The organism is Shewanella sp. AC34-MNA-CIBAN-0136, assembly GCF_040309945.1.
Taxonomy (GTDB): domain Bacteria; phylum Pseudomonadota; class Gammaproteobacteria; order Enterobacterales; family Shewanellaceae; genus Shewanella.
The window spans coordinates 89,359-102,256 of sequence record NZ_JBEOPJ010000009.1; the positions used below are offsets into that span (position 1 = coordinate 89,359).

At 41.5% G+C, this 12,898-nt stretch carries 14 protein-coding genes; 11 read left to right on the top strand and 3 right to left on the bottom strand.

Annotated features, from left to right (window positions below):
- Positions 1-194: 194 nt before the first annotated feature.
- From AAEY94_RS10935 to rnd, 10 genes are all read left to right on the top strand, one after another.
- A complete protein-coding gene (locus AAEY94_RS10935) occupies positions 195-1,217 on the top strand; it encodes a YHYH protein (RefSeq protein WP_101087571.1) in 1,023 nt (340 codons plus the stop codon).
- 32 nt (positions 1,218-1,249) lie between these two features.
- Complete coding sequence (locus tag AAEY94_RS10940; protein WP_208062953.1) at positions 1,250-1,777, top strand: hypothetical protein; 528 nt, start codon at positions 1,250-1,252, stop codon at positions 1,775-1,777.
- Positions 1,778-1,999: 222 nt separating this feature from the next.
- On the top strand, positions 2,000-3,925 hold the full coding sequence (gene yoaA / locus AAEY94_RS10945; RefSeq protein WP_182743678.1) for a DNA repair helicase YoaA: 1,926 nt from the start codon (positions 2,000-2,002) through the stop codon (positions 3,923-3,925).
- 73 nt (positions 3,926-3,998) lie between these two features.
- Positions 3,999-4,700 carry a tRNA (adenosine(37)-N6)-threonylcarbamoyltransferase complex dimerization subunit type 1 TsaB gene (tsaB, locus tag AAEY94_RS10950; protein WP_162022929.1) on the top strand — a complete coding sequence of 234 codons (702 nt, stop codon included), beginning with the start codon at positions 3,999-4,001 and terminating at the stop codon, positions 4,698-4,700.
- 59 nt (positions 4,701-4,759) lie between these two features.
- On the top strand, positions 4,760-5,089 hold the full coding sequence (locus AAEY94_RS10955) for a hypothetical protein (RefSeq protein ID WP_182743677.1): 330 nt from the start codon (positions 4,760-4,762) through the stop codon (positions 5,087-5,089).
- Complete coding sequence (locus tag AAEY94_RS10960) at positions 5,082-5,759, top strand: M50 family metallopeptidase (RefSeq protein ID WP_101087575.1); 678 nt, start codon at positions 5,082-5,084, stop codon at positions 5,757-5,759. Before AAEY94_RS10955 ends, AAEY94_RS10960 begins: the two co-directional genes overlap by 8 nt.
- 77 nt (positions 5,760-5,836) lie before the next feature.
- Positions 5,837-6,619: a class I SAM-dependent methyltransferase gene (locus tag AAEY94_RS10965; protein ID WP_243756366.1), complete on the top strand. Its 783-nt coding sequence runs from the start codon at positions 5,837-5,839 to the stop codon at positions 6,617-6,619.
- Between the two features lie 21 nt (positions 6,620-6,640).
- A complete protein-coding gene (locus AAEY94_RS10970) occupies positions 6,641-7,534 on the top strand; it encodes an alpha/beta fold hydrolase (protein ID WP_335692175.1) in 894 nt (297 codons plus the stop codon).
- 198 nt (positions 7,535-7,732) lie between these two features.
- Entirely contained in the window at positions 7,733-9,406 is a 1,674-nt protein-coding gene (fadD, locus tag AAEY94_RS10975) for a long-chain-fatty-acid--CoA ligase FadD (RefSeq protein WP_101087578.1), read from the top strand.
- A gap of 89 nt (positions 9,407-9,495) precedes the next feature.
- Positions 9,496-10,608: a ribonuclease D gene (gene rnd / locus AAEY94_RS10980; protein ID WP_101087579.1), complete on the top strand. Its 1,113-nt coding sequence runs from the start codon at positions 9,496-9,498 to the stop codon at positions 10,606-10,608.
- A gap of 117 nt (positions 10,609-10,725) precedes the next feature.
- Here rnd and minE read toward each other — a convergent pair whose 3' ends face one another.
- Genes minE through minC form a run of 3 tightly spaced genes read right to left on the bottom strand, consistent with a single transcriptional unit; the run spans position 10,726 to position 12,491 of the window.
- Positions 10,726-10,986: a cell division topological specificity factor MinE gene (minE, locus tag AAEY94_RS10985; protein WP_011637201.1), complete on the bottom strand. Its 261-nt coding sequence runs from the start codon at positions 10,984-10,986 to the stop codon at positions 10,726-10,728.
- A gap of 2 nt (positions 10,987-10,988) precedes the next feature.
- Complete coding sequence (minD, locus tag AAEY94_RS10990) at positions 10,989-11,798, bottom strand: septum site-determining protein MinD (protein ID WP_011637202.1); 810 nt, start codon at positions 11,796-11,798, stop codon at positions 10,989-10,991.
- Between the two features lie 27 nt (positions 11,799-11,825).
- Positions 11,826-12,491, bottom strand: coding sequence for a septum site-determining protein MinC (minC, locus tag AAEY94_RS10995; protein ID WP_101087580.1), 666 nt, complete (start codon positions 12,489-12,491; stop codon positions 11,826-11,828).
- A 119-nt stretch (positions 12,492-12,610) separates the two neighbouring features.
- Between minC and AAEY94_RS11000 the strand changes: the two genes are divergently transcribed.
- Positions 12,611-12,889 (top strand): YcgL domain-containing protein, encoded by a 279-nt coding sequence (locus AAEY94_RS11000; protein WP_101087581.1) that lies wholly within the window; start codon positions 12,611-12,613, stop codon positions 12,887-12,889.
- The last annotated feature ends 9 nt before the right edge of the window (positions 12,890-12,898 follow it).

Sequence of the window (12,898 nt, forward strand, 5' to 3'; positions counted from 1 at the left end):
ATCGCTTTTACGTTCCCACGTTACGTTGTTCACAACGCTGTAAGTGACGTCTCGTCATTAACAGATGATTCACCGAATCCATCACTTTTGTTATTTTTCTACATAATTTCTGCACTTTCTGTCTATATCATCTATTGGTAATACAATATCTCTTTAGTTAAACCAATAACGATCCACTTAAAGGAATCGATGCCATGAAATTATTCGTTAAACATCAACAATTCACTCAATCAATTTTGTGTTCTTTGGTTATCGCAGGTTTATTAACAGCCTGCAACGGCAGTGATAATAACACTGACACAGCTACAGTCGATGAGAGCACGACAGTGGTCACTGATAATGGTGTCAGTTACGACGGCACTACTGACGGTGTACTATGTGATTATGCATACAGCGAATTCAATGATTCTGAGTCTGTGGGTTATAACAGCGATTCACAGTGGAATTGTACCGATGATATGCGCGAATTAGTGGCAAACGGTATTCCTGATCACGCTGTTGGGACTTTTCCTAATGATAACAATCCGAACATGATCACCGTGCAAGACATTACAGCCAGTATTACTTTACAGCCTGTTAAAACTGATGTTGCTAAAGAATTAGGTGGCCCATCAGGCCCGCAGGGGTATGTGTTAAATGGGGTTAAAATCGATGCCAGCACAGCCGGAACCTGTGATGATTCTGGTTTAATTTGTGATGCAGTTATGAATGTTGGCAACTGGAATATTGAGGCGCTAGGTCAATCAAGCTTTGATTTTGGTACTGATGACAATAATGCGCATGTTCAACCAAGTGGCGAATATCATTATCACGGTATGCCTGAAGGTTTTATTACGCTACACGGTGGCAGCAGTGACACTATGACCTTAATTGCATGGGCATCTGATGGATTTCCGATTTATGCTCGTTATGGTTATAGCAGCGCAGATGATGCTACTTCAGGACTTAAAGTGGTCACGGGTAGTTACCAATTAGTCACAACAGTGAGTGATAACAGACCATCGACGGATTTATATGCTTTAGGTACCTTTAAACAAGATTGGAAATATGTAGATGGATCAGGTGATTTAGATGAATGTAACGGCCGCTTTGGGGTCACTCCAGAGTTCCCTAATGGCATTTATCATTATTACGCGACAGACAGTTACCCGTTCTTTCAGCGATGTGTGAAAGGTGAAGTTGAAGCTGCTGGCCAATTACCTCCACCACCTCAATAAATCAATCTTATTACACGTAAGGAGGACATTACATGCGCGTTTTGAAAAAACAAATAATAATGATTATTTTTATGATGAGTTTACTGTTGGCAACAGAGGCTCAATCTCACATGATGGTGGCTCAACACGGCACCATCAATATGGTCAATAATGGTGCGTTTATGGTGTTATCATTACCGATCAGTGCGTTTAATGATATAGATGATGATATTAATGGTCATTTATCAACGGTTGAGTTTAACGCTCATCGTGTTGAAATCATTGCTCAAATATTGGCTAAGGTTAAATTAAAAGATAATAATGGTTTGCGTCCATTAGAGGGGTTAATGTTTTCGTTAGGCGATGATCATCATGACGCCGATACAGCGACGCAATTAATTGTTATGGGGCGTTTTGCTATTGATAACAACGCGACAAATTTAATTTTCTCATTAGACTTATTTGGCCTAGCCGAGGCTGAAAAAGTCATGAGCATGAGTGTGAAACACAAGGCGGCCAATCAAAAAATGGCGTTTGAACTCACCCCGGAACACCCTATTCAAAACCTATTTGCTGAATAACTCACTGTCCAACGATTAAGTTAGGCGTTGAACGAGTCAAAAATGCTGAGTCACGCTGGTGGCCAGCATTTTTTGTTTCCAGTTTAATCCATCGGAGAGTCGACATTGTTAACCTATCTCCTTTACAACTTTTGGTGATAAACAGTTGGAACATGATGCCGTTATAAGCATAATAGCCCAAATCACACTACATATGCATTAGCGCGATAATTTGAGGATGCTTTGAGCTCTACACTTACCCAATCTGTAATCCATGAATTTAGCGATCGCGGTGCGTTAGCCAAACATGTGCATCATTACCACCATCGACAAAGTCAGACAGATATGGCCGTTGCGGTCAGTGACGCTATTGCTAAAAAGCATAATCTGATTTTAGAAGCGGGTACTGGTGTGGGTAAAACCTATGCGTATTTAATTCCGGCCTTACTCAGCGGCAAGCAAGTGGTTGTGAGTACCGGCAGTAAAAATCTGCAAGAGCAGCTATTCCTCAAAGATCTCCCCGCATTACTTGCCATGTTAGATGTACATGTACCGATTGCGTTATTAAAAGGGCGTAACAATTATTTATGTCAGTTACGTCTTGAAAAGCAGATGCAAAATGCCAGTCAATTTAGCGAATATTATATTGATGATTTACTCAAGATTAACCAATGGGCACATTTAAGCAAAGATGGCGATATCGGCAATTTAACCTCGGTGGCAGAGCATTCAGAGGTTATTCCTAGCATTGTGAGTACCAAAGAAACCTGTACGGGTAAAAAATGCGATCATTATGATGTGTGTTTTACCCGTAAAGCACGTATTAGGGCCATGGAGGCAAAAGTGGTGGTGGTTAATCACCATTTATTTTTTGCCGACCGCTTACTCAAAGACACCGGGTTTGCCGAGTTATTGCCAGATCCTGATGTGGTTATTTTTGATGAAGCCCATTTGGTGCCAGATATTTGCATTAACTACTTTGGCAGCCATATCTCCAGTCGCGAAATTGATCAGTTGCTTAATGGCATCATTAAAATACACAAACAACTCATTCGCGACAGTATTCAAATAGAGCAACTGTCGCAACGTGGGCTGTTGGCTTTGAGTGACTGGCACAACGCTATGTACGACAACCAAGTAACTGATTGGCGTAAAGTACTCGCCAATAAACACTTAGCGACAGTATCGTGGGCACTACAACAGGCACTTACCGACCTTACCAATGTAATGCGTCATCATCTTGGGCGTGAAGACCAACTCGACTTAGCGTTTGAACAATTGCATGAGCTTGCTGAAAAGCTACAAGACTATTTTGAATGCAAAGACATGCAAGCGGCTTATAGTGTCGAGTTAGGTCCGCGCTTTATCCTGTTAAGACTGAGTCCTATCAATGTGGCAAAACAATGCCAGCAGCTGTTTGATGCCAAAACTCGCTGGATTTTCACCTCGGCTACCTTACAAGTAAACCGAAGTTTGGGCCATTTTGCGACTGAGCTAGGCTTGTTATCAGCGCAACAAATCATTTTAGACAGTCCATTTGATTACCCTAATCAAGCGGTATTTTGTGTACCGCGCCATTTAGGTAAAGTAGGGCAGTCGCAACATACGGTAAAACAATTAGTCGATGTGTGTATTCAAGCTATCAACGCGGCTCAAGGCCGTACGTTCATATTGTTTACTAGCCATCAAATGCTCGAACAAGTTGCATCCGCTTTACAAGGTAAAGTCGCTTATCCTTTACTGGTACAAGGCCAAGCCAGTAAACAAAGTTTGTTAAATAAATTTAGGCAGTTAGGTAATGCCGTTTTACTCGGTACCAGCAGTTTTTGGGAAGGCGTCGATGTTCGCGGTAAGTTACTCAGCTGCGTGATTATCGATAAGTTGCCGTTTGTATCGCCAGATGATGCCTTATACAAAGCCCGTGCAGCCAATGCCGAACGTCAAGGGCTTGACCCCTTTAACCATATTTCCCTGCCACAAGCGGTCATAAGTTTAAAGCAAGGCGTCGGGCGGCTAATTCGTGATGAGAAAGACCGTGGTGTGCTTATTTTGTGCGATAACCGTATCGTTAACCGCGCTTATGGCCAGGCGTTTATTAATTCTTTGCCACCCATGCAACGCACACGTGACTTAGACCGTGCATTACAATTTTTAAAACAAATCCCTTAAGCTTTTTAAAACCGTACGCATCAGTTATCATATTGAGTCTATTTGATGTTTTTTTACTGGGTAACCCATCATAATGCCAAAGCCGTTAACCATCCTCGCTCTTGATACTTGCACTGAAACTTGCTCCGCTGCGTTAACCATTAATGGTGAGGTGTTTGCACTTATTGCTGATGCACCACGTGAGCATAGTCAACGATTATTACCTATGGTCGATGAAGTGCTAGCCCAAGCCCAAGTGACACTGGCCGATGTGGACATGATTGCCTATGGCCGCGGTCCTGGCAGTTTTACCGGTATCCGCATTTGTACCAGCATGACCCAAGGATTAGCCTTGGGACTCGACTTGCCGGTTATTGGCATTTCGACCTTAGCCGCTATGGCCCAATTAGCCATAACAGAGCAAGGTGCTACGCAAGTATTGTGCTGTATTGACGCCCGTATGAAGGAAGTCTATTGGGGCCAATACATTGCCAAAGACGGCATTGCTACCTTAGTAGGTCAAGAACACGTTAGCGCGCCAGAAGCGATTGAGTTAACCCTCGATACACAACAAAACATTAGTGTTTGTGGCACAGGCTTTGAAGCCTATCCACAATTATTAACGATAGCGCCACACATGACACCATGCACCCAAGCAACTTATCCAGATGCGAAAGCCATGTTAATTCTGGCACAACAAGGTTATCAACAAGGTTTGCATACTACTGTTGATGAACTTTCGCCTGTGTACCTTCGTGATACTGTTACGTGGAAAAAACTTCCAGGCCGAGAATAGCCATTCACGGCAATTTGACATAAAGTATAAGATTCAAATATAGGTAAACGGTGTCGTTAATGACGATAAATTCAGCATTATCAATGGCAAATAATCAATCAGGCCCAATTAGCCTGAGCCAAGCTGTTGCCGGTAATCGGCCGATCATAGCGGCCCACGAACCTATTATTGTTAATCCTGCTACTGTAGAAACTGAGGTTCAAGGGATTGAAGCTCGCAACATGGCCATTGTTGACGATTCAACTTTATCGGCCAAACAGCAAGCGCGTGTTGAATTCGACCGTGAGACTTACAGTCAGCGTGGCGCTATAGCTCAGTATTTATCGACACAGCATTCTGCTAAAAGAGACGAAATTCAACAAATGGTTGGTATTGATTTATATGCCTAATGTGCCGTTGTCTGCAACACCCAGTCGTAGCCGTTTTGTGATTGAATTACTGTTGGCTTTTTTACTGACGCGATTCCCTTATATCTCTATACCTTTTAAATGGTTTGAAAGTTATTTTCACGAATTATCTCATGGCATCGCGACATTATTGACCGGTGGCTCGGTCAGTCATATTCAGCTATTTCCAAACGGCGCTGGCTTTTGTTTTAGCCAAGGCGGCAGCAGTATATTAATCGCTTATGCGGGCTATTTTGGCGCCGCACTCTGGGGTTATTCGATATTTCTGATGGCAACGCAAAAACAGACCATTAGATTTACCCTGACTTTACTCGCGTTTACCGTGGCAGCATCGTTACTTTTTTGGGCTCGCGATGTGTTAACCATTGTTATACTCAGCGTATTGATAATACTTTTTTTGTTACCACTTAAATTAAAAAACAGTAGTCTGTTAAACACCTTACTGCGTATATTAGGGTTAATGATTATTTTAAATGCCATGGCAAGTCCGATGGTATTATTGGGGTTAAGCGGTCAAGGCGATGCGGTTATGTTAGCTAAAATGACTTGGCTACCTGCATGGTTATGGGTAATAACATGGCTCGCCTTTAGCGGGTTTATGTTGTTGCTCTGTTGGCGTAAAGTTGATCGAAAAAAGGGAGTGTCAAAATGAAACGTAACATGATGTTAGGAGCCTTAATTGGCTTATCAAGTTTAGGTATGTCGACCGCAATATACGCAGCCGATAGTATGCCCGATAAAAAAGTGACAGCACCGCAGGTTAGTTCTGCCCTTGCTAAAGCAGTGGCCAGCGAGTTTCGTACTGCAGATAATAAACTACGTGACCAATATCGTCATCCTGCTGAAACATTAGCGTTTTTTGATATTAAGCCTGAACAAACTGTGATTGAACTATGGCCAGGTGGTGGTTGGTATGCTGAAATTTTAGCGCCATACCTAGCTGAAAAAGGCCAATATGTAGCTGCTAATTTTGAGACTAATCCTGCAACAGACACGAATCAAAGTGCTTATTACAAATCAGCTGGTTTGAAGTTTGAAAAATGGGTTAGCGATAACAAAGCCAGTGTAGGCAATGTACAGTTTGTAACGCTTGATCCACCGGCTAAGTTTTCATTGGGTAAAGATAATTCTGCAGACCACGTATTAACATTCCGTAACTTGCACAATTGGGCAATGAAAGGAGAGTTGGAAGGTGTGTTTAAAGCCGCTCATGACGTGTTAAAAGTTGGAGGCTCATTAGGCATTGTTGAACATCGTGCCAATATCGGTATGGCTGCAGAAAGTGGCTATATGGATCAAAATCAAATGGTTGAGTTAGCCAATAAATACGGTTTTGAATTAACCGGCAGCTCTGAAGTGAATGCCAATCCTAAAGACACTAAAGATTATCAAAAAGGTGTGTGGACATTACCACCGCGTTTAGCTATGGGCGATCAAGATAAACAGAAGTATCTTGATATTGGTGAAAGTGATCGTATGACAATCAAATTTACCAAAATAGCCGCTAAATAATTTTTGTAAAGTGAGCCAACAATGTTGAACATTGATGTAGAAGAAATTCAATTGCCGTTGGCTCATATTACTCTTGCAGCTAAACGTTATGGTCAAGCCGACAAGCCAGTGATTTTGGCTTTGCATGGTTGGCTTGATAATGTCGACAGTTTTATCCCCTTAGCGCAGGCCTTTGCTCAGCAAGGGTTATTCGATAAATTTCAACTGATGTGCATCGATTGGCCAGGGCATGGATTATCAGATCATCGCCCAGGGCGTTATCCGTTGCATTGGGTTGATTATATTTACGATCTGCAAGCCGTGATCCATACCCTGTCACAAGAAACGGGTCCCATTATCTTATTGGGCCATTCGCTCGGCGGCATTGTGGCGTCAGCTTACAATGCATGTCTTGCTGACAACATCCATAAACTCATATTAATAGAAGCCCTAGCACCGTTATCTGAATCTGCCACACAAGCTAAAGATCGCTTACGAAAAGGCTTACAGCAACAACAACGCTTTAATCGTCAACTCGCCAGAGTCACTCCAACGTATTCTTCAATGGATACTGCGATTCAGGCTCGCCATCAACTCACTGGATTAGCATTACCATGGTGCGAAATGATCACCAAACGTAATATGGCTACCACTGATGGCCACTATTCTTGGCGTAGTGATCCTCGGTTAAAATTAGACTCACTTAACCGTTTTACCTTTGAACAGGTTGACGCTTTGATGACAATAAGTGACACGCCTTCGTTACTCATTGTTGGCCATGATGGCTATAAACAATTAACAGTATCAACAGAGCAAGCCAATAAATGGTTTTCCAATATTGATATCGTTCATTTAGCCGGAGACCATCATCTTCACATGGGGAATGCCGACCTGGTTGCTAAATCGATTGGAGCATTTATTCTAAATAGCCGTTAGCCATAGGTGAAAACGCTGTTATTTTTAGTTTATTTATGTGATTATGATCGAAAATTAAAACACTTGTATGATTTAGTTCATGACAAGCAACATAATAAAGCCTGCGAAAACAATATTAATGATACGCAGACAATAAAATATTTTACCACTGACGGGGAATGCACGTCTTAGCACAGTGGGCATTATTAGGAGACACCTGTGGACCAGCCTTGGATTAATAATTTACCTGAACATGTTCCGGCCGAAATCGACCCATCTCAATTCAGTTCTTTAGTACACATGTTCGAAGATGCAGTAGCAAAATATGCTGACCAACCTGCATTTATTAACATGGGTGCGACGATGACGTACCGTAAACTCGAAGAGCGAAGTCGAGCATTTGCTGCATATTTACAAAACGAACTGCACTTAAATAAAGGCGACCGTGTTGCCATTATGATGCCCAATTTGCTGCAATATCCTATTGCTCTGTTTGGTATTTTACGTGCGGGTATGGTGGTGGTTAATGTTAACCCACTGTATACGCCACGGGAATTAAAACATCAATTAGTCGATTCGGGTGCAAGAGCCATCATTGTGGTGTCTAACTTTGCTAACACTCTAGAAGAAGTTGTTGATCAAACACCAATAGAGTCGGTCATTATCACTAACCTTGGTGATCAGCTCAGCGCACCCAAACGCACCTTAGTGAATTTTGTTGTTAAATACATTAAAAGATTAGTACCAAAATATCATTTACCGCATGCATTATCATTTCGCGATGCGCTCTCTAAAGGCCGACGCCTGCAGTACATTAAAGCCGATATTAGTGGCGAGGATTTGGCCTTTTTACAGTATACCGGTGGAACTACAGGGGTATCTAAAGGTGCCATGTTAAGCCATAAAAACGTAGTAAGTAACGTTTTACAAGCTAGTGGCGCTTATTCTCCAACGCTTGATGATGGTGCTGAGTTTGTGGTGACAGCATTGCCTCTTTACCATATTTTCGCACTGACAGTTAACTGTTTATTGTTTTTACACAAAGGCAGTAAAAATCTTCTGATCACTAACCCTCGAGATATCCCAGCATTTGTGGGTGAACTTAGAAAGTACCCGTTTACGGTATTGACGGGTGTTAATACCTTATTCAATGCTTTGGTTAATAATGAAGAATTTACTCAACTTGATTTTTCTGGTTTAAAATTGTCTATTGGCGGCGGGATGGCGGTGCAGCGCGCCGTTGCTGATAAATGGCAAAACCTTACTAAGACACGTTTACTCGAAGGCTATGGTTTAACTGAAGCCTCACCATTGGTCACATGCTGCCCATATAATCTCAGTGGGTACAATGGCTCTATTGGTTTTCCTGCGCCTTCAACCTTCATTCAGATACGTGATGATGATGGTAAAGTATTAGCCCAGGGTGAAACCGGTGAGTTGTATGCTCAAGGCCCGCAAGTGATGCAAGGCTATTGGCAGCGTCCGGAAGAAACGGCCAGTGTGATTGATAAAAACGGTTGGTTAGCCACTGGTGATATTGGTTATATGGATGAAAAAGGTTTCTTTTTCATTGTCGATCGTAAAAAAGACATGATTTTAGTGTCAGGTTTTAACGTATTTCCGAATGAAGTGGAAGAGGTTGTTGCCCTACACCCTAAAGTTATCGAAGTCGCTGCTGTTGGCGTTCCTAATGATGCCAGTGGCGAGTTAGTGAAGATTTTTGTGGTAGCAAAAGACAAATCATTAACCGAAGAAGAACTGATTAAGCACTGCCGTCATCATTTAACGGGATATAAAGTTCCTAAGCTGGTAGAATTTAGAGACGAATTACCGAAAACCAATGTGGGTAAAATTTTACGCCGACAACTTCGAGATGAAGTTAACAAAGCGTAAAATCAAAGCCGGCAACTAAGCCGGCTTTTTTATGTTTGGTTGTTATCAGCTTATCGTATTGCTCACACCTTTTTTTAGCGGAGCCTATTTTGTTAACGTTTGAATATATCAGTGATGATGCCAGCCTGTTGTCATTAGTTGAACAATACCAACAAAGCACCTTGCTGGTGCTAGATACTGAGTTTGTCCGCACTCGAACCTATTATGCTAAATTAGGCCTTATTCAAGCCTATGATGGCAAAACTTTAGCCTTAATTGATCCGGTTGCGATTACCGATTTAAGCCCATTTTGGCAGTTATTAACTGACCAAAATATTGTCAAATTAGTGCATTCATGCAGTGAAGATCTCGAGGTGTTTGCTCATTATGGTGAATGCCAACCAAGCCCTTTATTTGATAGCCAAATAGCGGCAAGCTTTGCTGGTTTAGGCCACGGATTAGGTTATGCCAAGCTCGTTGACGCATGCTTGCAAGTCGAAATAGATAAAGGCGAATCACGTACGGATTGGATGAATCGTCCACTGTCTGATGCGCAATTACAGTATGCGGCTAATGATGTGTTTTATTTATATCAATTATACCCTCAGCTGCAACAGAAGCTTGCTGCGGACAATCGTCTTGAATGGTTGTTTGAAGAAGGTCAGCGTATGACTGAAGGGCGCATGTCATTGCCAGAAGGCGACAGCGTTTACCTTAAAGTTAAAAATGCGTTTCAACTATCGAGTCAGCAGCTAGCCTATTTAAAAGTATTGGCGAAATGGCGTCTAGCCAAAGCGGTAAGCCGTAATCTTGCGCTGGGTTTTGTGGTAAAAGACCATGCATTAATTGCATTAGCCAAAAAACAACCGACCACACTGGCGGAATTGAATAGTTTAAATGACTTAACAGATCAAGAGAAACGTATTCACGGCAAAGATTTATTAACAGTTATGGCGACGGCAGATTTAATTAATCTACCTGAAGAAGTTGATGTTGTTGCGCTTAAGTCAGGTTATAAATCAGCTTTTAAAGAAGTTAAAACAGTCTTAACTGAATTATGTGAGCGTGAAAATGTCGCATTAGAATTTGTTGGTTCTAAGCGCCATATTCATGAATTTCTATTATGGTTGTATCACAACAAACAAACACCAACACCGATACTCTTGGTCGGTTGGCGTGGGCAGTTGGTAGGTGATTTACTAGAGCCAGTGCGCTTTAGTTAATACAGCTTTAGTTGATACCGCTTTAGTTAATGCAATTTATCAACATACCAAAAAAGGATACTCGCATAATGCCAGTATCCTTTTTTGTGTTAAGCAGAGTAGGGTGACCTTGGCTGATTACTTTGAATCAGGTAAGGTAACGTTTAACTCTAACACCGATAAATTGTCATCGTTTTGGTCAAGTTGCACAGAGACTTGGTCATCTGATATTTGCACATATTTACGGATCACTTCGATGATTTCTTGTTTCATCTTTGGGAAATAATCAGGTGCACCACGTTCACCACGTTGATGAGCCACAATAATTTGTAATCGTTCTTTTGCCAATGATGCGGTATTGGGCTTTTTACTGCTTCTAAAATAATCAAGTATCGACATAGTTAGCTCCCAAATATCCTTTTAAGGAATCCCTTTTTTTCTTCTGTAATAAATCGAACAGGTACATCATCACCTAATAAGCGTGCAACCGTATCGCCATAAGCTAAACCTGCATCACTTTCTTGATCAATAATGACCGGTACACCAGAGTTTGACGCCTTCAGTACCGATTGAGACTCAGGGATCACACCGAGTAATTCAATGGCTAATATTTCCTTCACATCCTCAACACTGAGCATTTCACCCGTTTTGACCCGCGCAGGAGAGTAACGAGTTAACAATAAATATTCTTTTATGGGCTCTAAAGACAATTCCGCACGACGTGAACGGCTCTGCAGCATGCCTAATATACGATCTGAGTCACGTACAGAACTCACTTCAGGGTTAGTGGTAACAATCGCGATGTCGGCAAAGTAAAGCGCCATCATGGCACCTTGTTCAATACCCGCTGGTGAATCACAAACAATATAATCGAAATCTTTGGCTAAATTCTCAAGTACCCGGCCAACGCCTTCTTTAGTGAGCGCATCTTTATCGCGTGTTTGAGACGCGGGTAAGATAAACAGTTTGTCGCAGCGTTTATCTTTAATTAACGCTTGGTTCAAATTAGCTTCACCATTAATGACGTTAACAAAATCATATACGACTCTGCGTTCACAACCCATAATCAAATCAAGATTACGTAACCCAATATCAAAATCGATAACGACAGTTTTCTTTCCTTTTAAGGCCAATCCGGTGGCAATTGCTGCACTGGATGTTGTTTTACCCACACCGCCTTTACCTGATGTGACAACAATAATTTGCGCCATTTATATTTATATCCTTGTATTTGCCGATTATTGGGGCAATGATTCAACAGTAAGAGATGCGCCTTCAAGGCGAACACAGCCTCTTTGACTTAGATCGTATTGTTGCAAATGTTCTGTCAACCAATACTGTCCAGCAATCGATACTAATTCTGCTTCTAACGAGTTAGCGATAATCACACTTTGATTATCTCCCGCAGCACCCGCCATGGCTTTCCCACGAAGAGCACCATATATATGGATGCTACCATCAGCAATGACTTCAGCGCCATTACCAACCGCACCAAAAATGATTAAATCAGCATTTTGTGCGTATATTTGTTGTCCAGAACGCACATTTTGTTTAACAATTTTAGTTGCTCGTACAGGCAACTCAGCTTTGCGGGCTTGTTTACCCGATTTAACCACTGCAATTGCCATGCTTTTTGCTTGTTCAATTTGTTCTGGGCTGGCATCGGTAATGCCTACAATAATAAGATTTCGGTCAATTAATAATTGTTTTAGTGCATTAAAATCAATGTGAGTATGCTGAATGGCTGATAAATTTAATACCAAGGGGGCGCCCAAAAAAAACTGGGGAGCTTGAGCCAATTTGTTGTCTAATTCAGCCGCAATGATATCGAGATCGTTATGATTGATATGCAGTACTGATAAGGTAAAAGACGTGGCCTTTAATTCGAGATTTTGTTTAGCCATCCCGGCGTGATTCTCCAATACTTCAGCGATAAACTGATTTACAATTATTTTCTTGTGCCACCATGTTATAGTGTGCTTAGTTGACTATCAAGTTTGAACCTTTGGAAATTTACACTAAAATGATATGTGCAGTATATAAAAGCGGTCGAAGAGCAGATACTTACCTTTTTGTCAAAAAACGTGATGTATTTGATGACGTTCCTGAACCGTTAATGGAAATGTTTGGTTCAAAGACATTAGTGATGATTGTACCTTTATCTAAACGAGATCATTTAGGTATCGCTGATATTGACAAAGTTAAGTCAGCATTAGTAGAAAAAGGCTATTACTTGCAAATACCACCACCGCAAATTAATTTACTCGAACAACATAAACAAGAATTAGCTTTTAAGAAATAAGCTCATTCT

Bases quoted from the DNA above. Each gene is read 5' to 3' on its own strand.
- AAEY94_RS10935 (WP_101087571.1), top strand. From the start codon at position 195: ATGAAATTATTCGTTAAACATCAACAATTCACTCAATCAATTTTGTGT.
- AAEY94_RS10940 (WP_208062953.1), top strand. From the start codon at position 1,250: ATGCGCGTTTTGAAAAAACAAATAATAATGATTATTTTTATGATGAGT.
- tsaB (WP_162022929.1), top strand. From the start codon at position 3,999: ATGCCAAAGCCGTTAACCATCCTCGCTCTTGATACTTGCACTGAAACT.
- AAEY94_RS10955 (WP_182743677.1), top strand. From the start codon at position 4,760: ATGACGATAAATTCAGCATTATCAATGGCAAATAATCAATCAGGCCCA.
- AAEY94_RS10960 (WP_101087575.1), top strand. From the start codon at position 5,082: ATGCCTAATGTGCCGTTGTCTGCAACACCCAGTCGTAGCCGTTTTGTG.
- AAEY94_RS10965 (WP_243756366.1), top strand. From the start codon at position 5,837: ATGCCCGATAAAAAAGTGACAGCACCGCAGGTTAGTTCTGCCCTTGCT.
- AAEY94_RS10970 (WP_335692175.1), top strand. From the start codon at position 6,641: ATGTTGAACATTGATGTAGAAGAAATTCAATTGCCGTTGGCTCATATT.
- minE (WP_011637201.1), bottom strand. From the start codon at position 10,986: ATGTCGATACTTGATTATTTTAGAAGCAGTAAAAAGCCCAATACCGCA.
- minD (WP_011637202.1), bottom strand. From the start codon at position 11,798: ATGGCGCAAATTATTGTTGTCACATCAGGTAAAGGCGGTGTGGGTAAA.
- minC (WP_101087580.1), bottom strand. From the start codon at position 12,491: ATGGCTAAACAAAATCTCGAATTAAAGGCCACGTCTTTTACCTTATCA.
- AAEY94_RS11000 (WP_101087581.1), top strand. From the start codon at position 12,611: ATGATATGTGCAGTATATAAAAGCGGTCGAAGAGCAGATACTTACCTT.